The organism is Butyricicoccus porcorum, from assembly GCF_002157465.1.
Classification (GTDB): domain Bacteria; phylum Bacillota; class Clostridia; order Oscillospirales; family Butyricicoccaceae; genus Butyricicoccus_A; species Butyricicoccus_A porcorum.
Window position 1 is genome coordinate 208326 of record NZ_NHOC01000004.1, and the last position, 25163, is coordinate 233488.

Genomic DNA, 25163 nt, shown 5'->3' on the forward strand with positions numbered 1-25163 from the left:
CCCACTGCTTTCAATATGTATATGGTTTCATCACCGCAAAAATGATAAAATGGCGTTGAAGCTCTTTACAAAGCTGGAGACCAGCTTGTCCACCCCACTGGAAGCCTCATTCACCTCGACCTGGTCAGTCTTCTGGAGTTCGAGGTATTCCTCCTGGCTGCGATCCATCTTGACGAGACCCAGGACATTCTTGGCGTAATCCTCCACCTCATCCAGATCCACCGAATTTTCTTTTTTCGCGTTGAGCGAGACATACTCACTGTTCAGCTGCGCAAGGGTCGCCTGTTTCTGCTCGACCTGCCCCTTGAGTTCGGTCATCTGGACGTAGCACGACACCGTAGTGACCGCGATAAATGCGCAGATCACACCGATGAGTCCCATCGCCAGCATATGAATCCGTCTGCGGCGGCGCAGCGCACGCTGACGCTCCCGCTTTCTTCTGCTTGCACTTATGTTTTTATCTTGAACGGCGCCGGCAGTTGCTCCGCCGCGCCCGGAATACTCTCTCATTGTTGAGCCGCTCTCCCTTAATGATCCGATAATTTCTCACACACTCTCAATTTGGCGCTCCGTGCGCGGGGATTTTGAGCGATTTCCTGCATAGACGGCAGCATCGGCTTGCGTGCCACCAATTTCACCTTTGCAGTCTTCCCACACACGCAGACGGGGAAGTCCTTCGGGCAGGTGCAGCCCTGTGCGGCCTTTCGGAACGCGGTCTTGACGATACGATCCTCCAGAGAATGGAACGTGATGACCGCCAGACGCCCGCCGGGTGCCAGCGCGTCAATGGCGCGATCCATCGCCTCCTGTACAGCCATCAGCTCATCATTGACCGCAATGCGGATCGCCTGAAAGCTGCGCTTGGCAGGATGCTGTTTTTCGCGGCGTGCTGCCGGCGGCATTGCGCTGCGGATGATATCCGCGAGTTGGACCGTGGTTTCAATCGGCTGCTGCTGTCTGGCGCGGTCAATCGCCGCGGCAATCTGCGGCGCATAGCGCTCCTCGCCGTATTCCTGTAAAATGCGGCGCAGCTCTGCACGATCCCACTGGTTGACAACCTCATAGGCAGACAGCTGCTGCTGCTGATCCATGCGCATATCGAGCCGTGCATCCTGCATATAGGAGAAGCCGCGCTCGGCGATGTCCAGCTGCGGCGATGACACGCCGAGGTCAAACAGGACGCCGTCGACCTGATCCACGCCGCACGATGCGAGCGCCGTGTCTAGATTGCGGAAGTCACTCTTGACCAGTGTAACACGATCCATGACATCCGCCAGACGATCCTTTGCATTTTCCAGCGCCATGTCGTCGCGGTCGAGCGCGATCAGCCTGCCGCCTGCGGTCAGCCGCTGCGCGATGTGCAGGGAATGCCCCGCGCCGCCCAGCGTCGCGTCCACGTAAATACCATCCGGGCGGATGTTCAGGCTGTCAAGGCATTCGGAAAGCAAAATCGAAATATGTTGAAATTCCATTCCTGTCTGAATCCTCCGTTAAAAGCCCAAATCTTCCATCGCTTCCGCGATACTGCCCGCGTCAAGCTGTCCGTTGTATTCGTCCCATTTCTGCCTGTCCCAGATTTCCGCGCGGTCAAGCACGCCGATGATCGTAACGTCATGTACCAGCTTCGCGTGACTGCGCAGGACGGGCGGAACGACAATGCGACCCTGCTTGTCCACGGTGACATCAGCCGCCGCCGACAGGAAGAATCGCTGCAAGTTTCTTGATTTCGACATGGGGAGCTGCCGGATCTTATCTTCCAGCGCCTTCCATGCATCCAGCGGGTACAGGAACAGGCATTCATCCAGCCCTTTGGTCACAACAAAGCTGTCGCCCAACTCCTCCCGGAGCTTTGCCGGGATGAACAGGCGGCCCTTGGCGTCCAAGGTATGCTGATACTCACCCTTCACAGCTGCGCCCTCCTGCTCCGTTCAGCGGAAATCCGTGGTATTTTGCGCCACCTTTCCCCACCGTAGTTTTATTATACGTTTTGTAATCTGAAAATGCAAGGACATGCGGGATTTTTTTGAGTGGAAAGCAAGACTTTTTTAGTGATTTGTGAACAGATTGCGAACATTCGAACGTATGTTCGCCCGTTTTGGTTGTATTTGGCAACTTCGTCCAAAGCAACAAGAGCAGAGAACGAACCGAGTCCATTCTCTGCCCTGTATCTGCTCATGTAAGACACTTATTTCTGGTTGGCGCTTTCAAACTGCTGGCGGCACTTGCGTACCTCCTCCAATGTCGCCTGTGCGCAGGCCTCAGTTGCGTTCAGCTTGTCGCTGCAATAGGTGCTGACTGCGCTGCGCAGCTGTGCTGCCTGCTGCTCCGCGCTGGAAACGATTTCGTCCGCCTGCTTCTGTGCTTCTGCAACCAGTGCGCTTTCGTTGACCGTCTTGCGCACATATTCCTCCGCCTTGCGGCGCAGGTCATCCGCTTCCTTTTTGCCCGCCGCAACCATCTCATTGCGCTTCTCGACAATCGCGCGCGCCATCTCGAGATCCTTCGGCATGCTGGTGCGGATTTCGTCCAGAATATCCAGCGCCCGTTCGCGGTCGATCATGCACTTTTCCGTGCTGAGCGGGACGCTGCGCGCCTCCTGAATCATGTCATATAACGAATTTACGAGTTCTTCTAAAACAGCAACCATATCTTGAGCCCTCCCATGATTGTAATCTATCTGACGTTCGGACGCTCACCTTGTCCGATCCAGTTTTTTCATAATATCGTCGCGGATCTCCTCCGGAACAAAACCGGTAATGTCCCCACCGTGGCGTGCAATATCGCGCACGATTGTCGAACTCAGGAACAGATACTTCTGTCCCGTCATCAAAAAGACGGTATCCACATCCGGATTCAGCTTTTTGTTTGCAAGCGCCATCTGGAATTCATATTCAAAATCGGACACTGCGCGCAGTCCCTTGACGATGGCGCAGGCGTTTTTTTCCTTCACATAATCCGCCAGCAGCCCGCCGAAGCTCTCGACCTCCACGTTGGGAAGATCGCGCGTCATGCGCCGAAGAAAGTCCACCTTTTCCTCCATCGTAAACGACGAATGCTTTTCGCCGTTAATCATCGGTGCGACAATGAGCTTGTCAAACAGACGGGATGCACGCTGAATAATGTCCAAATGTCCGAGCGTGGCAGGGTCAAAGCTGCCGGGATATACCCCGATTCTCATACTGTGCCTTTCCGGCTCCCCTGTGCGGAAAGCCTCCTCAGTCGTTTTCTGCTCCCTTTCGGCGCATCGCCGTCAGGCAAATCGTGCCGTACCGATAGGTTTTCTGTACGGACAGGCTGTCTGGGCAAATGACGGTATCCTCCACGGAACTTTCACATATTATTATACCATCCGGCGACAGGATGTCAAACAATTCTACAGCATTCAGCGCAGAATTTAATATCTCGCCGCCATAGGGCGGATCGAGGAAAATAATGTCAAATTTCTGTCCACGCAGCCGCTCAAGCGCCTGATGGAACTCCGCTCGGATGACCTCCGCACGCGCCTGCACGCGTGCACCCGCGATATTTTTCTGAATGACGGAGACCGCCTTCTGTGCCTGATCGACGAACACCGCGCGTGCTGCGCCGCGGCTGAGCGCTTCAATCCCCATCTGCCCGGTTCCTGCAAACAAATCGAGCATTGTTGCGCCGACGACACGAAACTGTAAAATATTAAAAACCGATTCTTTGACGCGGTCGGTCGTCGGGCGTGTATCCATGCCCGGCACAGCATCCAGCATCTTACCGCGTGCGCTTCCGCTGATGACTCTCATTTCTCTGTCTCCTCCTGCGCGCTGTGAAAATAATGATAGACCGCCTGTGCGGTGGAATGCGGTACAGCCGCTTCCAGCTGCTCCACAGTCGCCTCACGAATGCGTTTGACGCTCTGAAAGGTCTTCAGAAGCGCCGTGCGCCGTTTTTCCCCGACGCCCGGAATGTTGTCCAGCTCGGAGCGCACGGCATCTGCCCCGCGCAGCTGACGCTGATAGGTGATCGCAAAACGATGCACCTCCTCTTGGATGCGCCCGACCATCGCAAAGACCGCAGGTGTTGCCGAAATGCTGAATTCCCTGCCGTCCGGCGCGACAAGGCCGCGCGTGCGGTGGTGATCGTCCTTGACCATGCCGAACACCGGCTTTGTGCAGCCGAAGTGGTCGAGAACCTGCTTCGCTATGCGCACATGCCCCAGGCCGCCGTCAATGAGGAACACACTGGGCAGCTCGGTGAATTTTTCGTCACCGTCCTTCCAGCGCTGCATGCGGCGCGCCAGCATTTCTTCCATCGCCTTATAGTCATCCTGCCCGTTCGCAACCGATTCAATGCGGAACCGGCGGTATCGGCTGCGCCTGGGCTTTCCGTTTTCAAAAACGACCATCGAGCCGACGGTATTTGTCCCCGCAAGGTTGGAGATGTCATATGCCTCAAAGCTAACCGGTGTCTCGGTCAGCCCCATCATGCTGCCGAACAGCTCCAGTGATTTCTGGCGGCGCTCCGCATTTGTCTCCATGCGAATAATCTCTTCTTCTGCGTTTTTCTTCGCCATGTGCATCAGCTCACGCCGCCTGCCGCGCTGTGGGACGGTCAGCGTGACTTTCTTGCCCGCGACCGAGCGCAAAAATGTCTCGACCGCTGCCATGTCCTCAATTTCCTCCGAAACGAGCACCAGCGGCGGCACAACCCCGCGCAGCGAGTAATATTGCTTGATATAGCTGCCGAGCAGCTCTGCACCGTCCTCACTCGACGTGCCGTCCAGCATGGTGTATTCCTTGTCGTGGAAATTGCCCGCGATATAGTGCAGTGTGACAATGCAGCCGCGCGTCTCACCCTGCACGAATGCGATGATATCGGTATCGGAAAATCCGCTTGCGACGACCATCTGGTGCTGTCCCGCGCGCATAATCGCGCGCATGCGGTCGCGCAGCTGTGCCGCCTGCTCGAAGTGCTCCTCCTCCGCAGCCTGCATCATCTGCTGTTCCAGCTGTTCCGCGAGCTGTTTGTAATTGCCCTCGAGTACATCAATCGCCTGCGCCACACGCTGAGCATATTCCTCCTGCGTGACTGTCCCGGCACACGGCGCACAGCAGCGGCCAAGCTGGGCATTCAGGCATGGACGCGATCTGCCGATGTCGCGCGGCAGCACACGGCGGCAGGTGCGCAGGCCGAGTGCCCGGCTGACCGTATCAATCGCCTGCATGGCAGCGCCGCGCCCGGCATACGGTCCGAGATACCGCGCCGTGTCCTTCCCGCGCCGCCCGACGACCGTGAACTCCGGATAGGGGCGGTCTGTCGACACGCGGATAAACGGATAGCCCTTGTCGTCCTTGAGCAAAATATTATACTTCGGCTTGTATTTTTTAATCATCTGGTTTTCGAGCACAAGCGCCTCGAATTCCGATTCACACACAATAATATCGAAGCTATCAATATTTTCTACCATTTTCCGCGTCTTGGGCGTATGCTTTGCCTCGTTCTGGAAATATTGGGAGACACGATTTTTGAGCACCTTTGCCTTGCCGACATAAATAACCTGCCCCTGCCGGTTTTTCATGATATAGACACCCGGCTCACGCGGCAGTGTCAGCACCCGCTGGTGCAGCTCTTCCCTGCTGGACATGCAGCCTCCTTTCCCGGAGAAAAAAAGAGACACCGCAAAACAAGCGGTGTCTTCTTGCGTGCGTTGGATTGAAATCAGTCGCTGAAGTTCGAGTCGCTGAAATTGGACTGGATGAGATCGGTCAGCGCATTGACAGCCTCAACCTCGTCAACGCCGTCTGCAATCAACGTGATGGTCGTGCCCTTGGTGATGCCGAGGGAAAGAATGCCGAGCAGGCTCTTCGCGTTTACTCTGCGCTCTTCCTTTTCAACCAGAATGGTGCTCTTGAACCCATTGGCGCACTGAATGAAAAATGTAGCCGGGCGCGCATACAGCCCAACCTGATTGGTTACCTGAACTTCCTGTGAAAACATTTCAACATCGCTCCTATAAACAAAATTAAAACTAAACCTATACAAACACAATACAACATCGTTCCGATCTGGAATCGATAACAGATTATATATAGAATACCTGTTTTTTTTCGTTTCGTCAATATGCTTTTGTACCAAAAGAGAGCATTTTCCTGCCGGAATTTGTAGGCGCTTACACCCTCTCTCACGAAATAACAGGGCAAATCTACACAAACGTGCACAATTCGCGGCGAAAATTTAGCTTTTGTGCCAAAGACTATTTTAATTCGACAACGGTAACGCCGAGGTCGCCCTCGCCATAGCGCCCGTTGCGCACGGACCGGACATGTTTGTCATGCTTCAGATGCTGCTGAATCGCAGCGCGCAGGGCACCTGTGCCCTTGCCATGGATAATCGTCACCAGATCGAGGTGCGACATCAGGCAGTCGGACAGATAACGGTCGACCTCAAGCAGCGCTTCCTCGACGGTCATGCCGCGCACATCCAGCTCGCTTTTTGCGTGGGCGCGCTTTATTTCCCGCATTCCACCCGCCGGTGCGCGATAGGTCGTCTTCGGCTTCGCGGGCTTTTTCTTTTCGACAAGGCGCAGCTCGTTGAGCGGAACATTGACCTTCAGGATGCCCGCCTGTACATAAACTGTGCCGTCTTTATCCTCCGGCTTGAGCACAACGCCGTCTACGCCGACATTGAGCAGATGGACGGTATCGCCCACCTTGAGCGGACGCACGCTGTCCGGCTCAACCGTCTTTTTCTCGCGGCGCATTGCTTTTTTCTCCGCCTGTCCCAGCGTGCTGCGCAGAGCGGCACGCGCGGCAGCGAGGTTCTGGTCGGCAGCATTGGTCTCCGCCTTTTTCTTCATTTCGTCCAGCTGGGCAAATACAGTCTCCGACGCCATGCGCGCTTCGCGCAGAATGCGCTCCGCCTGATCGCGGGCCTTTTCCAGGATCGCATCGGTTTCATCCTCTGCGCGTCCCTTCAGCGTCACCGCCTTATCCTTCTCCGACTGTGCGGTACGGCGCAGTCGGTCTGCGTCCTCGCGCTGCTTCTGCAACTGGTGTCGCTCGCGCTCCAGTGTCTCCAAAACGTCCTCAAACCGCTGATTTTCCGCAGAAATCTGTTCCTTTGCGCGATCAATAATGGCTGGGGGCAGGCCGAGCCGTTTGGAAATCGCAAAGGCATTGGATTTGCCCGGTACGCCCGTCAGCAGATGATACGTCGGCTGAAGCGTGCGTACATCAAACTCACACGACGCGTTTTCAACGCCTTCCGTCGTCAAGGCGAATACTTTCAGTTCAGAATAGTGCGTCGTTGCCGCGACGAGCGAGCACATTTTACGGCCATATTCGATGATTGCCACAGCGAGCGCTGCACCTTCCTCCGGGTCTGTACCGGCGCCCAACTCGTCAAACAGAATCAGGTCATCCGGGCCACACTTATCCATGATTGCAACGATATTCTTCATATGCGCCGAAAACGTGGACAGCGACTGCTCAATCGACTGCTCGTCGCCGATATCCGCATAGATGTTCTGGAACAGACAGACCGAGCTCTCCTCATTTGCCGGGATGTGCAGACCGGATGCCGCCATCAGGCACAGCAGACCGAGCGTCTTGAGGCTGACCGTCTTGCCGCCCGTGTTCGGGCCGGTGATGACCAGCGTATCATACTCCCCGCCGAGCGCGATGTCAATCGGCACTGCCTTTTTCTGGTCGAGCAGTGGATGGCGCGCACGCAGCAGATTGACCTGCGTTGTTTCGCTGATTTCCGGCGCACAGGCATTGAGTGCAAACGAGAACCGCGCCTTGGCAAAGATAAAGTCCAGCTTGCACAGTACATCATAATCCGCCGCAATCGCATCGGAAAAGTCCGCGACATCCGCGGTCAGCTCGGCGAGAATGCGCTCAATTTCCGCCTTTTCCTTGCCCAGCAGAATTTTGAGCTGGTTATTTGCATCGACAACCTGTGCCGGCTCGATAAACAGCGTCGCGCCGGAGGACGATACATCGTGTACCATGCCTGGGATATCGCCGCGGTGTTCACTCTTGACCGGAATAACAAATCGTCCGTCACGCTGGGTAATCAGGCTCTCCTGCAAGTATTTGGAATACGTCGGAGACGAGACAAAATGGTTCAGTGTCTCGCGCACGCGCACATTCTGCGCGCGCATCTGGCGGCGCAGGTTGGCAAGCGTCGTGGACGCCGCATCTGCAATCTCCTCCTCACTGATAATCGCACGGTTGATTTTTTCTTCGAGATATTTGTTGCTGTTAATGCGCGAAAAATACAGATCCAGCGTCGTTGTCAGACCCTTTTCCTGCTGCTCCGCGCCATATTTGCGCACCTGATTTGCCGCATGCAGCAGCGATGCCACATCCAGCAGCTCGCGCGTGGACAGTACGCCGCCCATCTCAGCACGGCTGAGCGCGGCGGATACTTCGCGGATGCCGCCGAAGGCGGGCGCGCCGCCTGTCGTCATGAGGCGCTTGGCATCGTCGGTCTGGGTCAGCAGCTCGCGCACATCCTCGGCATCATGCAGCGGACGCAGCGCCTTCGCCGCCTGCTTCGCCTTCCGGCTGACACAGTGTTCTGCCAGCATGTCGAGAATGGTGTAATATTCCAGCGTTTTCAGGCTTTTTTCTGATAATTTACTCATAATATGTGAACTCCAAAGATCATTGTCATAACAGGATACGGATCACCGGTTGTGCCGGTATGCGAGGATACACAGGCCGATGATGGTAACCGCCAGTGCAGCTGTCAGCAGCACGGTCGCCAATACAAGCCCATCACCGCTCTGCTGATAGCTTTTCACCTGCATATACAGGGAAAAGCCCGCAATTTCCAGCTGAATCGCATGCAGCATCGTCAGTATGTCCCCATATACTGGTGCTTTGCGCTCTTCCCTGACCGCAAACGGCATATTCCACTGTGCAGGGTCTACCAAATGCGCAATCAGGCTCACGATACCCAGACAGGGCACCATCAGAAGCGGCGTAAGGAATAGGATAGCCGGAGAACCGTAGCCGTCCGGTGTTCCGTCAAGCGCGAAATGCGTCGCGATCTCCTCCGGCAGCGTGCGCACGCCGTACACGGCGACGAGCAGTGATGCCAGCAATATCAGCCATGCCCCAAGCTCCAATATCCGGTGCAGGCGCGTTCGATACCCTGTCTTCATCCTTTTTCACCTTTCCCTTCTTTTGTCCTCACTGCATCTGGAACAGAGAGTGATAAAAATCCAGTGTTGTGCAGTGGACGTCCAGATGGTACAGCAGATACCTCTCACAGATCAGCCCGAGCTGCTCTGCCGTCTGTGCATTCACCGCAAACGCAAACAGCCTTTTGCCGTCGCACGACAGGATATACCGCATGGCATCGAGCACACCCTGCGGCATGTCGTAATATGTCCCGCCGACGCGCTTGCGGCAGCCGCTGCACACAAGCGCACCGTTCTCCAGCAAAAGCGACCACGCCTCACATTGAGCTGCTCCGCATACGGCACATCCAGTCAAATCGGGTGAAAATCCCAGCTCAGACGCGAGCCGCAGCTCAAACGCCGCCTTGACGGTCTGCACCGGACGCTTCTGTCGGTCAAGCGCATACAGTGCACGCAGGAACATCGGCAGCAGACCGCTGACATCGCTGTCCGCATCCGCTGCCATGTTGACCAGCTCCGCAAAGTAACAGCACAGCGCATATTGCTCAATGTTTCCCGTAATGCCCCAGAACTGCGTGTCAATTTCTGCATCACTCAGCGTATAGCGCCTGCCGGAAAACAGCGTGAATTCGCTGTAGCAGAACAGCCCCACTGCGTTGGCAAGCCGTCCTTTTTTGCGCCGGATTCCGCGGCACAGCACCTCAATTTTGCCCAGCTCGGCGGTCAGTACGGTGATATAGCGGTCTGCTTCGCCGAAATCTGTTTCGCGGATGACCAGTCCCTTCACCGTAACGTGTGCCATGTCCGTTGTCCTTTCGTCCTCTGTTATTCGTCCTCATAGCCAAAGTTGCGCATCTGATACTGGTTGTTGCGCCAGTCTTCCTTGACCTTGACCCACAACTCCAAAAAGACGCGCGTACCAAGCAGCTCTTCGATGTCCGCACGCGCCTGTGCGCCGATCTTCTTGAGCATCGAACCGCTCTTGCCGATGATGATGCCCTTATGGCTCTTTTTCTCGCAATAAATGGTCGCATTGATTTCAATCAGCCCGTCGTCACGCTCGCGCATGCGCTCGACAGCGACCGCTGTGCCATGCGGCACCTCGCGGTCAAGCAGACCGAGCATCTTCTCGCGGACAATTTCCGCGACGAGCTGACGCTCCGGCTGATCGCACAGCATATCATCCGGGAACAGCTGCGGGCCTTCAATCGCAAATTTGGCAAATTCCTCGAACAGAATGTCGCAGTTTTCGCCGGTCTTCGCGGACAGCGGCACAACCGCGTCCCACTCGTGCGCCTGCGAATATGCCGCGATGACGGCAAGCAGATCTTCGTTTTTGACCGTGTCAATTTTATTGATAATCAGTACCGACGGCATGTGGTACTGCTTCATGCGCGCAATCAGCTCCTGCTCCGCCGGGCCGATGCGCGGCACCGGGTCAACGACCAGTGCGGCAATGTCGACATCGGTCACCGTATCGTTGACGACCTTTACCATATAGTCGCCCAGACGGGACCGCGGCTTGTGCAGGCCGGGCGTGTCCAGAAAGACAAACTGGCAGTCATCCTTTGTCAGCACGCCGGTGATGCGTGTGCGCGTCGTCTGCGGCTTGTTGGACACAATTGCGATTTTCGCGCCGACCAGCTGATTGAGCAGGGTCGATTTGCCGACATTCGGCTTGCCGACAATGGATATGATAGCACTTTTTGTTACACTCATTTGAGTTCTCCCTTTTGTTCTACTGCAAAAACAAACGCAACCGCAGCCGGAACAGATACCAGCAGCAGTGCGTCAATCCAGATATGCTGCGTCAATTTGGTAAGTATGGCGCGGATGGGCGCGGGATGGGCAAACAGCACCAGCCCAACCGCCGCGCTGAACAGCGCGGTCATCAGCACCGCGCCCGCCGCGATGTCCTTCGCGTCGCGGATCAGCGGGTCATGCTGCCGCGTGACGCGGTCGCACAGCGTTTCCATCGCCGTGTTGACCAGCTCCGCTGCTGTCACCAGCCCAAAACACAGGCATAGCACGGCGATTTCTGCACGGCTCAGGTCTGCCAGGAATCCGGCAGCCGTGACATAGCATGCCGCCGTCAGATGGATGCGGAAATTGCGTTCGCGCAGGGCGAGACACACACCGCGCGCCGCCCAGTGAAACGACCGGCGCAGGCCGCCGATGTCAATCCGCATCGCGGATCAGTCCCAACGAGGACAGCACAGCCTCTTCCTGTGTGCGCTGAATGCGGCGCTCCTCCTCGCTGCGCTCATGGTCATAGCCGAGCAGGTGCAGCATCGAATGCACGGTCAGAAAGCCGCACTCGCGCTCCACACTGTGCCCGTACTCCGCCGCCTGCTCGACAGCGCGGTCATAATTCAGAACCATATCGCCGAGGAACAGCGATCCATCCTCCGGATTGCGCTCTTCCTCCACATCTTCCGGCCATTCGCCGTTGAAGAATTCCAGCATTGGGAAGGACAGCACGTCTGTAACGGCATCCTTTCCACGGTTTTCGCGGTTGATCTCGCGGATGGTCTCTCCGTCCACGATGGTCACATCAACAAAGCAGCCCTCCGGCGCGTGCTCCATTTCAAACGCAGCCTTCGCACAGCGTTCGATCAATGCACCGACCGCCTCCAGGCCGTCCACTTCCACCTCCGGGGTGATGCGAATGCGGTGTTCCATGTGATTCCCTCACTTTCTCGCGGCTGGGCGGCGCTTCTGTGCTTCCTTCGCCTGCCGCATAACCTTCTGCTGCTCGTACTTTTCATAAGCGCGGACGATGCGCTGTACCAGCTCATGGCGCACAACGTCGCGGTCAGTCAGCTGGCACTGGGCAATATCCTCGACATTTTTCAGCACCTTGACCGCTTCCTTCAGGCCGCTTACGCGGTCGCCCGGCAGGTCGATCTGCGTGATATCACCCGTGACAACCGCCTTCGAGCCAAAGCCGATGCGTGTCAGAAACATCTTCATCTGTTCCGGTGTCGTGTTCTGCGCCTCGTCGAGGATGATGAACGAGTCGTCCAGTGTGCGTCCGCGCATATATGCCAGCGGTGCGACCTCAATGCTGCCGCGTTCGAGCAGCTTGTTAAATGTCTCTGCACCCATCATATCGAACAGACCGTCATACAGCGGACGCAGATACGGGTCGACCTTGCTCTGCAAATCGCCTGGCAGGAATCCCAGCTTCTCGCCCGCCTCCACTGCGGGGCGCGTCAGGATGATGCGGCTGACCTGCTTGTCGCGAAACGCCGCAACCGCCGCAGCGACGGCGAGATAGGTCTTGCCTGTACCCGCGGGGCCGATGCCAATCGTGACAGTATGTGTGCGCATGGCGTCCATATACCGCTTTTGTCCCAGCGTCTTCGCCTTGATCGGCTTTCCCTTCGCCGTGATGCACACCACATCCTTGCCGATTTCCGAGACCTGGTTCTGTCGTCCATCGCGCACCAGTCCGAGGACATACTGCACGGTCTGCGTGCCGATGCTCTCGCCGCGCTCCGCCAGCTGCATCAGTGACTGGATGGTCTTCATCGCCAACTCGACATTGCCCGCATCCGCACCGGTCACCTTCAGCTCGGTCTCCCGGCTGAGCACCGTCACGTCCAGCTCCTTTTCCAGTACCTTCATATTTTCATCGAACGCACCGAAGATGCCCATAATCAGATCAATCGCATCGATGTGCATGGTCATTTCTGCCATATATGTTTTCGCTCTCCTTGTGTCTGAACATCTAGGGCGTATCTGAAACGCAACAATCAAACGCGCCCTGTTTATGATTCATCCGGTTGTTCCGTTTCGTCCTTCTGTGGCAGGTCAGCTTCTGTCCTGCCGTCCTCCACGCTTTCGGCAATCTGTTCATAGCACCAGACTGTGGCGCGCAGGACTGCCGCGCCGTCCTCCTCGCTGACATCCGCCTGCATGGAGGATACGCTGCCCTCCGCAAGCTGCGCTTCGACTGCGCGCTGCGCGCCGTATTCCAGCTGTGGCTGTACGTCGGCGGCCTCATGCATCACAGGTTCCGTTGTGTACGGCGTGATGGTCTCACGGTACAGCGAAACCGGAAGCACCAGATGGTCGTTGAGCTTTACCGTCTCAATCGATATTATTCTATCACAATTCCCCTGTATTAGACTACTGCCAAAATATAAATTTATCCGTGTTTTGCCAAAACATATGGCATATCGCGTTTTCGACGCGCCAGTTTTGTGTTTTTTGTCCGCTTCCAGCGCCATTTTCCGCGTCACCGTATACCGTGTTGACGCCCAGATGTCCGCATTTGCGTCAACAAGCTGCGGCGTGCCCAGCTCGCTCTGCTGTTCATCCTTTGGCTCGACAAGCGCATCGACAAGGATATCTCCTGCCAGCACGGCATCTCCCGGTTTACATTTTGCCGTGCCGCGCCGGACAATCATCTTGTCAATCACACCGTCGCGCAGAGCAACGACATTGCGCACACCGTTGTTCTGGTCTACCTCCGGCACTTCGGTCGCTGCCGCAGTCTGGATAGACAGAATATTGCCATCGACGTTGACCGCAAAAAATTTCAAATCGTCCAGCGTCGTCATCATATGCACCTTTACCGCATGCGCATCGATATCCGAACTCTTTGTGCCGACACCGATGCCGAGCTGATCGAGCTCCTCCAGCACCGCATAGCCGTCCACCCCCTGTGGAAAATCCGTTTCAATCACCCAGATACGTGTTCCCAGCTCATAACACACCAGGCACAACAGCAGCAGACCGCCCCACAGGGCATATCGCCGCCGCATTCTGTACAGCAGAAACGGCAGACCGCGCCGCCGCAGAATGTGAATGCGGCACCGTTTTCTTTTTTTCAGCCGCGCAAGGCGACAGAAATCGTACAGCGAAATTTCCGCATGCAGCTCGTCGATATCAATGCGCTCAATGTGGCGCAGGCGGATGTGTTCCTGTGTGCACAGGTTCAAAAACCGTTCCAGCTCCGCGCCGCGTACGCGCACGGTCAGTATGCCGCCGCACAGGCGGATCCATCTGGAAACCATGCGCTCACCCCTCTCCGGTCAGAAAGCCCACTTCCGCAATCAGCCCGACAATGGACAGCTCCGCTTCATCCAGCGTGCGCAGCTCCAGCCCGTCCCCGCTGACGCGCACCGTCAGTCCGCCGCACCGCACGCGCATCTCTGTCTCGCTGTACAGTGTAATGGCGCAGCGTCCGGTAATGACAACACTTCGATTTCCATCCAGTTCCACCGTCGGGTCGCCCATGTGTGTGTGAAACCTCTGCTCCAATCTGCTCCGACCCCCTTCGGTGCCTCTCAAAAATTTGTATGCAGGGTGGGCATGTTTGTTGCCTTGTTTCGATAGGATGAAGCAAAGGAGGGGATTGTCTTGATGCGAAAGCTGTGCGTCTGTACCGGCTGTGTGCTGTTCCTCGCGCTGCTGTGCCGGTATTCTACAGACTGCGCGGACGCCGTGCGCGCAGCGGTTACGCTGTGCCTGACCTCCGTCATCCCGTCGCTGTTTCCTTTTTTCGCGGCGAGTTCGCTGGCTGTCTCCTGCGGTCTGGCACAGGAGCTGGGGCGTCTGCTGTCCCCATTCATGCGGCGCTGCTTCCACCTGCCCGGCTGTGGCGCGGCAGCGCTGGCACTCGGCTTTCTCGGCGGCTATCCCGCGGGAGCGCGCATGTCCGCCGAACTGTATCACAGCGGGCTGTGTACCCGGGAAGAAGCCTCCGCACTCGCGGCCTGCTGCAACAACACAGGCCCCGCCTTCCTGGTCGGCATGTGTGGCGGCGGACTGTTTCACTCACTGCGCGCGGGCATATTCCTGTATGCGGTGCACATCGCGTCCGCACTGCTCACCGCGCTGCTGCTGCGTCCAAAACGCACACAGTCCGCCGTATATGCGGCAAATCAGACCAAACCGCTTCCGTTTTTCCACTGTCTGGTGCAGGCGGTCACCTCCGCCGGGCATTCCTGCCTGATGATCTCAGCATTCATCCTGTTCTTTTCTGTTGTGCTGTGCCTGCTGCGCCTGACCGGTATGCTGTCCGTATTATGCACCGCCCTTACGCCACTGCTGTCAATTTCCGGCCTGTCTGCCTCCGGTGTGCACAGCCTGCTGACCGGCTGCGTCGAGCTGACACAGGGGCTCGCCGGACTGACAGACCATGCCGGGACCATTTCCGCCCGCCTGACTGCGGTTTCCTTCCTGTGCGCCTTTGGCGGGCTGTCTGTGCTGTTTCAGACCGCCGCCGCCACGGAAGGCCTGGCGCTCACCCGCTGCGTGTACGGCAAATGCATACATGCCTGTCTGGCGGCACTTCTGTGCGCGCTGCTGCTTCTGATCTTCCCCAGTCTTTCACAATTGTGACGTTTCTCCCCACATGCCGGGATTTAGGCGCCATAATCCCGTTTTTTTATCGATATTTTCAAATAATAGCTCTGGAAACAGCGTGTCTTTTGCGCTATAATATGGAAATAGTGCCCTATGATACGAAAAGGAGACTTACTATGTTCAATCTGTTCCGCAGGAACTGCTTATACAACGAGTCCATCGATCCGCACTGCGCATACTGTGCGCACTGCAAGCCGGACAATGAATATCAGGGTGTCTGCGATTTCCGCGGCATTGTAGCGATGGCAGGCAGCTGCCGCCGCTTTGAATATGATGCGCTGCGGCGCAAGCCACCCAAGCCCGCGCGTATCCGCGGCCGGTTCACCGACGATGATTTCTTTTTTGAGGAAAAAGAGACCGATGACCAGCCGCGCCCGGCCGAATCCAAACCGGAGGAGCCGGAAACGCCGCCGCAGAAGCCGTTGATCTCCGACGATCTGAGCCAGTTTGCCGATCTTTGGGAGGATGACGACGACATGGCACCTGCTCCGAAAACGACAAAAACTCCGGAAACAGCTGAGCCGGAAACTGCATCCGAACCAAACGAGGAACCGGCAGAAAAACCAGACGCACAGGAGGACAATGGGCATGAAATGGAATAAGAAACTGGGGGCACTGCTGTTGTCCGTTGCACTGCTCGCCGGAACGGCGCTACCGTCGTTCGCTGAGCCGGAGCCTGCGGACACTGAAACACCTGCCGCTTCCCAGACCACAACGGATACCACCCCGACCGCAGAGGGGACGGACGGCGCCACCGACACCGGCACAACCGACACCGGCACAACCGACACCGACACAACCGACGCTGGCACAGCAGATAGCAATGCCGATGCCGCAGACAGCGCGCAGACGAATCCAACCGAACAGCAGCCTGCCGAAACGGAGCAGCCGAAAAACCAGACCGGCGCCGAGGCAGAGGATGGTTCGATCCAGATGCCGACCATCGACATCGATGCAAAGGCGTCCATTCTGGTCAACGCCGAGACCGGCGAGATCATTCATGCAAATAACGAAAAAGAAAAGATGTATCCCGCATCGTGCACCAAAATCATGACTGCCCTGCTGGCGCTGGAAAAGTGCAATCTGGACGATGTCGTGACGATGCAGGAGGAGGATTTCACCGATGTCAAAAACGGCGCGAGCAATGCCGGTCTGAAAATCGGCGAGAAAATCACCGTGGAGAATCTGCTGTACTGCCTGATGCTCCCCTCCGGCAACGAAGCTGCCAATGCGCTCGCGCGCACCGTCGCCGGTTCCGTGGATGAATTCGTCCAGATGATGAACGACCGCGCCAAAGAGCTGGGCTGTGTCAACACACACTTTGCCAATCCGAATGGCTTACATAACGACAACCACTATACCTGTGCCTATGACCTGTATCTGATTGCGCAGCAGGCCATGCAGAATTCCACCTTTGCAACCGTGGTCAATACAGCGCAGAAAAAACTCCCGGCAACCAACAAAAACCCGGAGCGTGTCATTTATACAACCAATCATCTGATTCTCAGCAGTTATTCGTCTATCTATTATGACAACTGCTACGGCATCAAGACCGGACATACCTCACAGGCGGGCTACTGCCTCGTGTCCTACGCCAAGCAGAGCGGATATACCTATTACTCCGTCGTACTCGGCGCGAAGGATGGCGCGGATTATGCGGGCAGCTTCACCGAGACCAAGCGCATGTTTGAGTGGGCATTTGACAATTTCCGCATGCAGACTGCAACCTCTGCCGGCTCCGCCGTCACGGAGTGCCCGGTTCGTCTGGCGCGCGGCACCGACCATGTGACGCTGGTTACGGCAAATGATGTTCCGGTACTCGTCCCGAAGGGACTGGATATGAGTGAACTGGACATCGATATTTCCGTCGAAGACAGCTATGACGCACCGATTGCCAAGGGAGAAAAGCTGGGCACAGTCACCTATTCTTACGAGGGCATGGAATGTGCCACTGCCGATCTGGTCTCCCTGACCGAAGTCAAGCGCTCAGTCATCCTGTTCATTCTCGACCAGATCGCGAAATTCTTCCGTCTGACACCGGTTCGCATCATTGTGGGCATTGCCGTTGCCGCTTTCCTGCTGTACCTGATCCTCTCGTTTATCGCGGGACGCAACCGCCGCAACCGCAGAAGACGTCGTGCACAGAAGCGCAGAAAGCAGAGACAGAACCAAAACCGCAGATAATGTACAACAGTCCGGCTTTGCCCGGACTGTTTTTATATTGCAAGACAGAAACAGGCAGCCCGCAGGCTGCCTGTCATACTGTCGCGTTTATTTGTCAATCGGCGAATCGATGAGCGACGCAACACGGAAGCAATGTCTGTGTCCGTCTTCCTCTTCGGTTCTTGCTTCGGCAAAATGGACATGACGGCCGCCGCCGACAAAGACAGCGCCGCCGGTGCGGCCCTTGAACTCGTGGAAATGTCCATCAGCAAAGTCCGTGTGGAAGCAAATTTCATGCACATGGTCATTGCCGCCGATCGGGATGGCTTCACCACTTACGGTCGCAAAGCGATGGTTGTGGGCGTCATTGCAGCAGCCAAAGATCTGCGTGCTGCCCTGAACTTCATGAACATGTTTCTGTCTGCGTCTGCGGTCACGGTCACAGTCGCGATCCCGATCACGCTTCCGATCACAATCGCAGTCGCGGTCACGATCTCGGTCACGGTCACAATCACAGTCGCGATCACGGTCACGGTCACGATCGCGGTCGCACGGTTTCTGCTCCTGACACTCCGGCCCGCCGGCGCGTGCCATAATGGTCTCGAAATCCATAAGAATGCTCTCCTGTCTGCATAATCTGGGGGGCGCGTTTGCCGTCCCTGTATCATTCTATGCCTGTTTCCGCCCCATCGTGACACGGGGAAAGGGCGCAGCCGGTGGGCTGCGCCCTTACTTTATGCACACGCATTGCTCTCTGCGGTGCTCTGTTCTTTTTTCTTTACGCCATGCAGGCAGAAAATATAGATCACATCGAAGACAAAGCAGATCACACCAGTGACCAAAATAAAGCGGTTGCCCTCTATTGTGCCATAAATTGTCGGCGTCAGCGTGCCGATGCATTTGCTCACGGCAATCGTCATGGTCTGGCCTCTGGACGATTTGCGGCGGTTCAGCATGTACAAATAAGCCACACTCATGGCGATGTTCTGCAAATATGCGGAATATTTCTCACCCGCTACATCCCCAAACTCGGCAATAAAAAGCAGTTGCAGCACAATGCAGCAGGCCAGCACCAGCACCGGCCATGGGATAAACGACTTTTTCCCCAGCTCACCCTGCGCTTCTTCCCTGCCATATTTGAAGTATGTAATGACAATGAAAATATCCAGCAAAAACCAAACTGTATTTGCGATGGCCTGCGCACTGACTGTTGCGCGAACAAACAGATCCGTATAGGCATATATGCCCTCCCACGCGATGTTCAGTCCGAGGGCAAACAGCGGCATGCAGTAAGTTTTCTGTTTGAAGCCGGTGCGGATGGAATCCACATATACCAGCGACCAGCATACACCGCTGGCGACAATCAGCAAATTTATTATCAGTGATCTCATGATTTTCCCATCTTTCCGGAATCAGACCTGCGCATCCAGACCAAAATACATCAGCTCCCACAGAGCCGGCGCATCCACATGCTCTACAACTGCTCCGTTTTCCAGCCGTTCCACAACAGCAGTCCCAGAAAACCGGGTATAGGTGGGATCCAAACCCTGCTGCATCATGGCGACACGGACAGCCTCCTGCTTAATCATGACATCCTGCTCCAGCATCTCCTCCATCCGGTAAGTAATGCGGTAATGCTGCCTGCCGTCGTCATAGTCATAGATCAGTGTTTTGAAATAGTGCTTGCCGGTCACCTCATCAAAAGCAAGGTCTGTTTCCTCATATACAGGCTGCACATTGGTATCACTGATGATCTCCCCGCCTTTCGCCAGCATGAACACTGGAGTATGCGCATAGCCGTACTGCGGGCCCGCAGTGATATAGCTGCTGATAATCTGATAATCACCGACCTTGCAACGCCCCCAATACCAATGGTGCATCAGGACAAACATGCCGATATTTCCCCAGTTGTGGTCATGATAACCGGTGCCTGTGTAGCTTTCCTCATTTCCATCCCGGACAATGGAAACCTGTACGCTGCCCTCCGGCACGGCGGGAATCCATGCGAAATAATCCGACTCGCCGAAGAAAATATGGCCGGTACCGGTGCGCCATGCAGGTACGTTGCCATGCAGCTTTACATCGGCGCGTACCTGTTCGGATTCGTAGTGAATCTGATAGTCGTGCAGATCGCCCTCAAACAGGCACTGACCGATTCGGACACAGCAGTGATCTTTGGCAAAGCTGAAATCACCCTCTGCCGGGTCGAGGCGATCCCTGATTTCCGTGCCATCGGGCAGCGTAAGATTCAGCGTGGCATAGGGGGGCAAACCCGCCGTTCTGGTTGTCCATCGGCGATATCGTATAAAAGACGATAACCAGATTTCCGCCGCCCTCCAGCTTGGAATCAAAATACCACCATTCGTATTCCCCCTGTGCACCACTGGTGCGCAGGCTATCCTCCCATACTTCGGGAGTTCCAGGCTTCATACCCAGCATTTTGTACTGCTCCGGCTGCGCATGCAGCTCTACGGGAATCGTGTTGTTCATAAAATTCGCTCCTTTCTCCGTCGCCTTGACATATGTCAAAGATTATGATAGCATTTTATTCGCAAGTTAGATATTTGTCAACGTTTTGAGCGCAACTTATACATTGGGAGGTGCAATGTCCATGTATCAGGGAAACAACCCCACCGCGCTGCAATCCCAGCACTGGATTGCAGACAGTCTCCTCATGCTGATGCAGGAGAAGCCGTATGCGCAGATCACCATTCAAAACATCTGCAAGCGCGCGGATCTGTCGCGCCAGACCTTTTACAACATGTTTGACTCCAAGGAGGAGGTGCTGCGCTTCTGCCTGCGCGAGCAATATGAGCAGCAGCTGCATCGCTTCAGCAGCAAGCCGATGATTTCTCTGCACGAGACGGTGGAGGTTTTTGCCAGCGTACTGGACGGAAACCGGACTTTATTGCAATCCATGCTGGACAATCAGCTGGGTGGCATCATTGCGGATGAAATCGCCAAATGCGTATCGCTGTTTGCAGATCGGTTTGTCAGCCACAAAGACCAAAACCTGCCTTACAGCGAAGCGCTGCTCAGCGGCGCGTTGGCACATCTGCTGCTGTGCTGGTTCCAGCAGCAACATCCCATTTCGATTCAGGCACTTACAGAGCTGCTCTCTGCGTTTCTGTCAGGACAGCTGTATCTTTTTGAACCCGATCAGAACGATCCGGTGCCTTCCGGCAGTGAACCGCGGAGATAACAGACAAATATTTGCACGCGAAAAGGGCGCAGCCGACTGGCTGCGCCCTTCTGTTTGTATCCAAGAATTTACTTGTTGGAAACTGCGCTGAGGAATGCTTTGGTGCGCTCCTGCTGCGGGTTATCGAAGATTTGCTCCGGCGTGCCTTCCTCGGTGATAACACCATCCGACATAAACAGCACACGGTCCGCTACGTCGCGGGCAAAGCCCATCTCATGTGTCACGACAACCATCGTCATGCCGTCCTTTGCGAGCGCCTTCATAACATCCAGAACCTCACCGACCATTTCCGGGTCGAGTGCACTGGTTGGCTCGTCGAACAGGATGGCCTTCGGGTTCATCGCCAGCGAACGCGCAATGGCGACACGCTGCTTCTGGCCGCCGGACAGCTGTGCCGGATAAACATCCGCCTTCTCAGCCAGGCCGACGCGCGTGAGCAGCTCCATCGCCTTTTTCTCGGCCTCTGCTTCGCTCATCAGCTTCTGCTTGACCGGTGCAAGCGTCAGATTCTGCATAACCGTCAGATGGTTAAACAGATTGAAATGCTGGAACACCATGCTCAGCTTCTGGCGGATTTTATTGATATCATTGGAACGATCCGTGACATCCTGGCCGTCGAAAATAATCTGGCCGCCTGTCGGCTCTTCCAGACGGTTGAGGCAGCGCAGGAAGGTACTCTTGCCCGAACCGGACGGGCCAATGACAACAACGCATTCACCCGGCTTGATGTGACAGTCAATTTTTTTGAGAACCTGCAAATCGCCAAAGCTCTTCTTTAAATCCTTAACGATTATCACTTTGACGCAGCCTCCTTTCAATGACAGCGAGAATCTTGGTCATAATCTTGACGATGATATAATATACAATTGCAACTGCAATCAGCGGCAGGAATGCCTGATAGGTGCGCGATACAATGAAGTCGCCCGCCTTGGTCAGGTCAACAATTGCGACATAACCGACAATAGAGGTCTCCTTGACCAGCGTAATCATTTCATTTCCGAGTGCCGGAATGACGTTCTTGATTGCCTGCGGCAGGATAATATAACGCATGGTTTCGCCATAGGTGAAGCCGAGCGAACGGCCACCTTCCATCTGTCCAACATCCACGGCAAGAATACCGGCACGAATATTCTCCGCGACATAAGCACCGCTGTTGATGCCAAACGACAGGATCGCCGCGACATAGGCATGCTGACTGCGGAAAATAACCATGAACATAATCAGCAGCTGAACCATGGCCGGTGTGCCGCGGATAATGTCGATGTAGGCGCCCGCAATGCGGGACCATACGGTCTTGCGCTTTTTGCGCGTTTCCGTCAGTTTCATCAGTGCGAGGATAAAGCCGAGCGCAATGCCCAGAATACCGGCACAGATCGAAATGCCGATCGTCACGCCGAGGCCCTTGGCCATCAGCTGATAGCCATTGGTGTCGACAAATACATACTTGAGGTTATTCAGAAATTCCTGAATCACATTGTCGGAGGTTTCTTTTTCGGTTCCCGTGTTGCCCTCAATGTACTCGGCAACCAGCTTGTCAAACGTGCCGTCTTCCTTGATTTTTGCCAGGCCGCTGTTGATCTTTTCCAACAGCTCCGTGTCTCCCTTGCTGACGGCGATTGCGTATTCCTCGGTAGACGTGTCGTCCTCAATCAGCTTGAGCTTGTCGCTGTTGCTGGCAACGAAATTTTCCGCCGGGTTCTTGTCGATGACAACCGCATCGACGCCGCCGTTGTTCAACGAAACAATGGCGTCTGTGCCCTTCTTAAAGCGCTTGACCTCCGTGTTTTCGTCGGTGATAACGTCATTATCCTCGCCCGGTGTGCACAGCAGGTCACCGGTCGTGCCTTCCTGAACCGCAATCTTTTTGCCGTTCAGATCTGCCAGACTCTTGATGCCGCTGTCCTTTGCAACAACGATGCACTGTGTTGCGGTGTAGTAGCTGTCAGAGAAATCGACCGACTGCTTGCGTTCATCCGTCACGGTCATGCCTGCAATGACCGCATCCAGACTGCCTGTGGACAGCGATGCAATCAGCGACTTGAATTCCATATTGGTGATCTTGACATCAAAGCCCTCGGCCTCACCAATTGCCTTGATGACTGCCATGTCAAAGCCGTCCGGTTCGCCGTCATCGCCGATATATTCAAACGGCGGGAATTCTGCGTTGGTACCGACATTGACAACCTGCTTTTCACCGTCATCCGCAGGCGTTTCCTCTTCGGTTTCGCCGCCGATGTATTCCGCTACCAGCTTGTCAAATGTGCCGTCTTCCTTGATCTTCTTCAGGCCGCTGTTGATCTTTTCCAACAGCTCAGAATTGCCCTTGCCGACAGCGATGGCATATTCCTCTGTAGAGGTCTCATCCTCGATCAGCTTGAGCTTGCCTTCGTTGTTGGCAACAAAGGTTTCTGCCGGGTTTTTGTCAATGACAACTGCATCGACGCCGCCATTGTTCAGCGTGACAACAGCATCCGTGCCCTTCTTAAAACGCTTGACCTCCGTGCTTGCGTCCGTGATAACATCGTTGTCCTCTGCCGGCGTGCACAGCAGGTCACCGGTTGTGCCTTCCTGAACCGCAATCTTCTTGCCATTCAGGTCTGCCAGACTCTTGATGTCGCTGTCTGCCGGAACGACTATACACTGCTTCGCGGTGTAATAGCTGTCGGAAAAGTCCACTGACTGCTTGCGCTCGTCCGTGACTGTCATGCCCGCAATGACCGCATCCAGACTTCCCGTGGACAGCGACGCAATCAGTGACTTGAATTCCATATTGGTGATCTTAACTTCAAAGCCCTCGGCTTCACCGATCGCTTTGATGACCGCCATATCGAATCCATCCGGTTGGCCGTCGTTGCCGATGTACTCAAACGGCGGGAATTCTGCGTTGGTGCCGACGGTGATGACGTCTGTTGCCTGCGCCGGCTTGGTAACGGGAAAGAACATACCGCCCAATACTGCCAGACAGGCCAGACACATCGCCAGCACACGTTTTGTGCTCTTTTTCATGTGTTTGTCCCTTCTTTCAATTTTTTTACAAAAAAGAGGATGAGGCCTACGAAAGACACTCGCGGTCTCATCCTCTATTTTACAGATGAATCAGTTTATTCAACCGGAACAGTCCAGCCCATCTCATCCTTCAGAGTGCCCCACTGAATACCGGTCAATGTATCGTACAGCTTGTGCGTTACCGGGCCGATCTCACCGTTGTTGATGTAAGCGACCTGATCCTCAAAGCGCAGCTCGCCAACCGGGGAGATGACCGCAGCCGTACCGGTGCCGAATACTTCTTCCAGCTTGCCTTCTTCGGAAGCCTTCATGACGTCTGCAATCGGCAGACGCTCTTCGGAAACGGTGTAGCCCCAATGCTTGAGCAGGTCGATGCAGGAACGGCGGGTGACGCCCGGCAGAACGGTGCCGACACACGGAGCGGTGTAAATCGTGCCGTCGATCTTGAAGAAGCAGTTCATGGAGCCAACTTCCTCGACATACTTATGCTCTACGCCGTCCAGCCACAGAGTCTGCTCATAGCCGAGGTCATGTGCCTTGACCTGAGAGATCAGGGATGCCGCATAGTTGCCGCCGCACTTGGTAAAGCCAGTGCCGCCCGGGCATGCACGGGTGTATTCGTCCTCGACGAAGATCTTAACCGGATTGATGCCGGTAGAATAATATGCACCAACCGGGGAGCAGATGATAATGAACTGATGCGTCTTGGAGGTGCGGACACCCAGATGCGGCTCCGTTGCGATGACAAACGGACGGATATACAGCGAGGTACCCGGCTCGGACGGAACCCAATCCTCCTCGACCTTGACCAGCGTCTTGACTGCCTGGACGAAGTCCTCGACCGGCAGGGTCGGCAGGCACATACGCTTGTTGGTGTTAATCATGCGTTCTGCGTTGCAGTCCGGGCGGAACAGCTGGACGCTGCCATCCGGCTTGCGGTACGCCTTCAGACCCTCGAACGACTCCATTGCGTAATGGAGAACCATGGCAGCCGGATCAATGGAAAGCGGCTGATACGGCACAATGCGCGCGTCATGCCAGCCGATGCCCTCCGTGTGGTCGATAACCAGCATATTATCGGTGTAGAAAACGCCGAAGCCCAGATGTTTGGAATCCGGTTTAGCCTTCTTTTCTGTTGCCGGAGTAATCTTAATGTTAAGCATGTTATATTTCACTCTTTTCCCGCCATACAGCGAATTTCATTAAAATAATATGTATAAGAGTATTTTATATAACTTGCCTGCACATTGCAAGAGCCTTGCGGGATTTTTTTGCCGGGAACGCAATTTTTTG

Annotated in this window: 27 protein-coding genes and 1 pseudogene; 4 read left to right on the top strand and 24 right to left on the bottom strand. The window is 55.5% G+C overall.

Annotated features, from left to right (window positions below; genetic code table 11):
* Positions 1 to 30: 30 nt before the first annotated feature.
* The 17 genes from CBW42_RS05395 to CBW42_RS05475 all read right to left on the bottom strand — a co-directional run bounded on the left by CBW42_RS05395 (position 31) and on the right by CBW42_RS05475 (position 14392).
* The gene (locus CBW42_RS05395) at positions 31 to 510 is read right to left on the bottom strand and encodes a septum formation initiator family protein (protein WP_087018510.1); all 480 of its coding nucleotides are present in this window, start codon (positions 508 to 510) and stop codon (positions 31 to 33) included.
* Positions 511 to 527: 17 nt separating this feature from the next.
* Entirely contained in the window at positions 528 to 1472 is a 945-nt protein-coding gene (gene rsmH / locus CBW42_RS05400) for a 16S rRNA (cytosine(1402)-N(4))-methyltransferase RsmH (RefSeq protein WP_087018513.1), read from the bottom strand.
* A gap of 18 nt (positions 1473 to 1490) precedes the next feature.
* The gene (gene mraZ, locus CBW42_RS05405; RefSeq protein ID WP_087018515.1) at positions 1491 to 1907 is read right to left on the bottom strand and encodes a division/cell wall cluster transcriptional repressor MraZ; all 417 of its coding nucleotides are present in this window, start codon (positions 1905 to 1907) and stop codon (positions 1491 to 1493) included.
* A 278-nt stretch (positions 1908 to 2185) separates the two neighbouring features.
* Entirely contained in the window at positions 2186 to 2647 is a 462-nt protein-coding gene (locus CBW42_RS05410; RefSeq protein ID WP_087018517.1) for a F0F1 ATP synthase subunit B family protein, read from the bottom strand.
* A 45-nt stretch (positions 2648 to 2692) separates the two neighbouring features.
* The gene (coaD, locus tag CBW42_RS05415) at positions 2693 to 3178 is read right to left on the bottom strand and encodes a pantetheine-phosphate adenylyltransferase (protein ID WP_087018519.1); all 486 of its coding nucleotides are present in this window, start codon (positions 3176 to 3178) and stop codon (positions 2693 to 2695) included.
* Between the two features lie 37 nt (positions 3179 to 3215).
* Positions 3216 to 3773 carry a 16S rRNA (guanine(966)-N(2))-methyltransferase RsmD gene (rsmD, locus tag CBW42_RS05420; protein WP_087018521.1) on the bottom strand — a complete coding sequence of 186 codons (558 nt, stop codon included), beginning with the start codon at positions 3771 to 3773 and terminating at the stop codon, positions 3216 to 3218.
* A complete protein-coding gene (uvrC, locus tag CBW42_RS05425) occupies positions 3770 to 5614 on the bottom strand; it encodes an excinuclease ABC subunit UvrC (protein ID WP_087018523.1) in 1845 nt (614 codons plus the stop codon). Before uvrC ends, rsmD begins: the two co-directional genes overlap by 4 nt.
* Before the next feature lie 74 nt (positions 5615 to 5688).
* Positions 5689 to 5967 carry an HPr family phosphocarrier protein gene (locus CBW42_RS05430; RefSeq protein WP_087018525.1) on the bottom strand — a complete coding sequence of 93 codons (279 nt, stop codon included), beginning with the start codon at positions 5965 to 5967 and terminating at the stop codon, positions 5689 to 5691.
* 256 nt (positions 5968 to 6223) lie between these two features.
* Positions 6224 to 8620 carry an endonuclease MutS2 gene (locus CBW42_RS05435; protein ID WP_087018527.1) on the bottom strand — a complete coding sequence of 799 codons (2397 nt, stop codon included), beginning with the start codon at positions 8618 to 8620 and terminating at the stop codon, positions 6224 to 6226.
* Positions 8621 to 8662: 42 nt separating this feature from the next.
* Complete coding sequence (locus CBW42_RS05440) at positions 8663 to 9142, bottom strand: DUF1648 domain-containing protein (protein ID WP_087018529.1); 480 nt, start codon at positions 9140 to 9142, stop codon at positions 8663 to 8665.
* A 28-nt stretch (positions 9143 to 9170) separates the two neighbouring features.
* Complete coding sequence (gene recO, locus CBW42_RS05445) at positions 9171 to 9923, bottom strand: DNA repair protein RecO (RefSeq protein ID WP_087018530.1); 753 nt, start codon at positions 9921 to 9923, stop codon at positions 9171 to 9173.
* A 23-nt stretch (positions 9924 to 9946) separates the two neighbouring features.
* Positions 9947 to 10840 carry a GTPase Era gene (gene era / locus CBW42_RS05450; RefSeq protein ID WP_087018533.1) on the bottom strand — a complete coding sequence of 298 codons (894 nt, stop codon included), beginning with the start codon at positions 10838 to 10840 and terminating at the stop codon, positions 9947 to 9949.
* A complete protein-coding gene (locus CBW42_RS05455; RefSeq protein WP_087018535.1) occupies positions 10837 to 11310 on the bottom strand; it encodes a diacylglycerol kinase family protein in 474 nt (157 codons plus the stop codon). Before CBW42_RS05455 ends, era begins: the two co-directional genes overlap by 4 nt.
* Positions 11300 to 11803 (bottom strand): rRNA maturation RNase YbeY, encoded by a 504-nt coding sequence (gene ybeY, locus CBW42_RS05460; RefSeq protein WP_087018537.1) that lies wholly within the window; start codon positions 11801 to 11803, stop codon positions 11300 to 11302. The genes CBW42_RS05455 and ybeY overlap by 11 nt, the downstream gene beginning before the upstream one ends.
* Before the next feature lie 9 nt (positions 11804 to 11812).
* On the bottom strand, positions 11813 to 12823 hold the full coding sequence (locus tag CBW42_RS05465) for a PhoH family protein (protein WP_087018539.1): 1011 nt from the start codon (positions 12821 to 12823) through the stop codon (positions 11813 to 11815).
* A gap of 71 nt (positions 12824 to 12894) precedes the next feature.
* Entirely contained in the window at positions 12895 to 14145 is a 1251-nt protein-coding gene (locus CBW42_RS05470) for a sporulation protein YqfD (RefSeq protein ID WP_087018541.1), read from the bottom strand.
* Between the two features lie 4 nt (positions 14146 to 14149).
* A complete protein-coding gene (locus tag CBW42_RS05475; protein ID WP_133058266.1) occupies positions 14150 to 14392 on the bottom strand; it encodes a YabP/YqfC family sporulation protein in 243 nt (80 codons plus the stop codon).
* A 102-nt stretch (positions 14393 to 14494) separates the two neighbouring features.
* Here CBW42_RS05475 and CBW42_RS05480 point away from each other — a divergent pair, with 102 nt between their 5' ends.
* From CBW42_RS05480 to CBW42_RS05485, 3 genes are all read left to right on the top strand, one after another.
* Positions 14495 to 15475: a nucleoside recognition domain-containing protein gene (locus CBW42_RS05480; RefSeq protein WP_087018545.1), complete on the top strand. Its 981-nt coding sequence runs from the start codon at positions 14495 to 14497 to the stop codon at positions 15473 to 15475.
* Positions 15476 to 15615: 140 nt separating this feature from the next.
* Entirely contained in the window at positions 15616 to 16101 is a 486-nt protein-coding gene (locus CBW42_RS14630; protein ID WP_165761072.1) for a hypothetical protein, read from the top strand.
* On the top strand, positions 16088 to 17683 hold the full coding sequence (locus tag CBW42_RS05485) for a D-alanyl-D-alanine carboxypeptidase family protein (protein WP_165761073.1): 1596 nt from the start codon (positions 16088 to 16090) through the stop codon (positions 17681 to 17683). The genes CBW42_RS14630 and CBW42_RS05485 overlap by 14 nt, the downstream gene beginning before the upstream one ends.
* 87 nt (positions 17684 to 17770) lie before the next feature.
* Here the strand turns inward: CBW42_RS05485 and CBW42_RS14960 are convergent.
* From CBW42_RS14960 to CBW42_RS14450, 4 genes and pseudogenes are all read right to left on the bottom strand, one after another.
* Positions 17771 to 18091, bottom strand: a pseudogene (locus tag CBW42_RS14960) (YmaF family protein); the annotation flags it as partial.
* Between the two features lie 305 nt (positions 18092 to 18396).
* Positions 18397 to 19053 (bottom strand): transmembrane-type terpene cyclase, encoded by a 657-nt coding sequence (locus CBW42_RS05495; RefSeq protein ID WP_133058268.1) that lies wholly within the window; start codon positions 19051 to 19053, stop codon positions 18397 to 18399.
* Positions 19054 to 19074: 21 nt separating this feature from the next.
* Entirely contained in the window at positions 19075 to 19932 is an 858-nt protein-coding gene (locus tag CBW42_RS05500) for a hypothetical protein (protein ID WP_087018551.1), read from the bottom strand.
* Positions 19853 to 20152 (bottom strand): hypothetical protein, encoded by a 300-nt coding sequence (locus CBW42_RS14450; protein ID WP_133058269.1) that lies wholly within the window; start codon positions 20150 to 20152, stop codon positions 19853 to 19855. The genes CBW42_RS05500 and CBW42_RS14450 overlap by 80 nt, the downstream gene beginning before the upstream one ends.
* Before the next feature lie 121 nt (positions 20153 to 20273).
* Between CBW42_RS14450 and CBW42_RS05505 the strand changes: the two genes are divergently transcribed.
* Complete coding sequence (locus CBW42_RS05505; RefSeq protein ID WP_165761074.1) at positions 20274 to 20864, top strand: TetR/AcrR family transcriptional regulator; 591 nt, start codon at positions 20274 to 20276, stop codon at positions 20862 to 20864.
* Positions 20865 to 20932: 68 nt separating this feature from the next.
* Here the strand turns inward: CBW42_RS05505 and CBW42_RS05510 are convergent, their stop codons facing one another.
* The 3 genes from CBW42_RS05510 to CBW42_RS05520 all read right to left on the bottom strand — a co-directional run bounded on the left by CBW42_RS05510 (position 20933) and on the right by CBW42_RS05520 (position 25033).
* Positions 20933 to 21661, bottom strand: a complete 729-nt coding sequence (locus CBW42_RS05510) for an amino acid ABC transporter ATP-binding protein (RefSeq protein WP_087018555.1) — start codon at positions 21659 to 21661, stop codon at positions 20933 to 20935.
* Positions 21648 to 23870, bottom strand: coding sequence for an ABC transporter permease subunit (locus tag CBW42_RS15240; protein ID WP_087018557.1), 2223 nt, complete (start codon positions 23868 to 23870; stop codon positions 21648 to 21650). The genes CBW42_RS05510 and CBW42_RS15240 overlap by 14 nt, the downstream gene beginning before the upstream one ends.
* A 95-nt stretch (positions 23871 to 23965) precedes the next feature.
* Positions 23966 to 25033 carry a branched-chain amino acid aminotransferase gene (locus tag CBW42_RS05520; RefSeq protein WP_087018559.1) on the bottom strand — a complete coding sequence of 356 codons (1068 nt, stop codon included), beginning with the start codon at positions 25031 to 25033 and terminating at the stop codon, positions 23966 to 23968.
* Positions 25034 to 25163: the final 130 nt, after the last annotated feature.

Coding starts and splice junctions, on each gene's coding strand:
- CBW42_RS05470 (WP_087018541.1), bottom strand. CDS start 14,145: ATGGTTTCCAGATGGATCCGCCTGTGCGGCGGCATACTGACCGTGCGC.
- CBW42_RS15240 (WP_087018557.1), bottom strand. CDS start 23,870: ATGAAAAAGAGCACAAAACGTGTGCTGGCGATGTGTCTGGCCTGTCTG.
- CBW42_RS05440 (WP_087018529.1), bottom strand. CDS start 9,142: ATGAAGACAGGGTATCGAACGCGCCTGCACCGGATATTGGAGCTTGGG.
- ybeY (WP_087018537.1), bottom strand. CDS start 11,803: ATGGAACACCGCATTCGCATCACCCCGGAGGTGGAAGTGGACGGCCTG.
- uvrC (WP_087018523.1), bottom strand. CDS start 5,614: ATGTCCAGCAGGGAAGAGCTGCACCAGCGGGTGCTGACACTGCCGCGT.
- rsmH (WP_087018513.1), bottom strand. CDS start 1,472: ATGGAATTTCAACATATTTCGATTTTGCTTTCCGAATGCCTTGACAGC.
- CBW42_RS05395 (WP_087018510.1), bottom strand. CDS start 510: ATGAGAGAGTATTCCGGGCGCGGCGGAGCAACTGCCGGCGCCGTTCAA.
- era (WP_087018533.1), bottom strand. CDS start 10,840: ATGAGTGTAACAAAAAGTGCTATCATATCCATTGTCGGCAAGCCGAAT.
- CBW42_RS05495 (WP_133058268.1), bottom strand. CDS start 19,053: ATGAGATCACTGATAATAAATTTGCTGATTGTCGCCAGCGGTGTATGC.
- CBW42_RS05430 (WP_087018525.1), bottom strand. CDS start 5,967: ATGTTTTCACAGGAAGTTCAGGTAACCAATCAGGTTGGGCTGTATGCG.
- CBW42_RS05485 (WP_165761073.1), top strand. CDS start 16,088: ATGAAATGGAATAAGAAACTGGGGGCACTGCTGTTGTCCGTTGCACTG.
- coaD (WP_087018519.1), bottom strand. CDS start 3,178: ATGAGAATCGGGGTATATCCCGGCAGCTTTGACCCTGCCACGCTCGGA.
- recO (WP_087018530.1), bottom strand. CDS start 9,923: ATGGCACACGTTACGGTGAAGGGACTGGTCATCCGCGAAACAGATTTC.
- CBW42_RS05410 (WP_087018517.1), bottom strand. CDS start 2,647: ATGGTTGCTGTTTTAGAAGAACTCGTAAATTCGTTATATGACATGATT.
- CBW42_RS05520 (WP_087018559.1), bottom strand. CDS start 25,033: ATGCTTAACATTAAGATTACTCCGGCAACAGAAAAGAAGGCTAAACCG.
- CBW42_RS14450 (WP_133058269.1), bottom strand. CDS start 20,152: ATGAACAACACGATTCCCGTAGAGCTGCATGCGCAGCCGGAGCAGTAC.
- CBW42_RS05505 (WP_165761074.1), top strand. CDS start 20,274: ATGTATCAGGGAAACAACCCCACCGCGCTGCAATCCCAGCACTGGATT.
- CBW42_RS14630 (WP_165761072.1), top strand. CDS start 15,616: ATGTTCAATCTGTTCCGCAGGAACTGCTTATACAACGAGTCCATCGAT.
- CBW42_RS05480 (WP_087018545.1), top strand. CDS start 14,495: ATGCGAAAGCTGTGCGTCTGTACCGGCTGTGTGCTGTTCCTCGCGCTG.
- rsmD (WP_087018521.1), bottom strand. CDS start 3,773: ATGAGAGTCATCAGCGGAAGCGCACGCGGTAAGATGCTGGATGCTGTG.
- CBW42_RS05435 (WP_087018527.1), bottom strand. CDS start 8,620: ATGAGTAAATTATCAGAAAAAAGCCTGAAAACGCTGGAATATTACACC.
- CBW42_RS05465 (WP_087018539.1), bottom strand. CDS start 12,823: ATGGCAGAAATGACCATGCACATCGATGCGATTGATCTGATTATGGGC.
- CBW42_RS05455 (WP_087018535.1), bottom strand. CDS start 11,310: ATGCGGATTGACATCGGCGGCCTGCGCCGGTCGTTTCACTGGGCGGCG.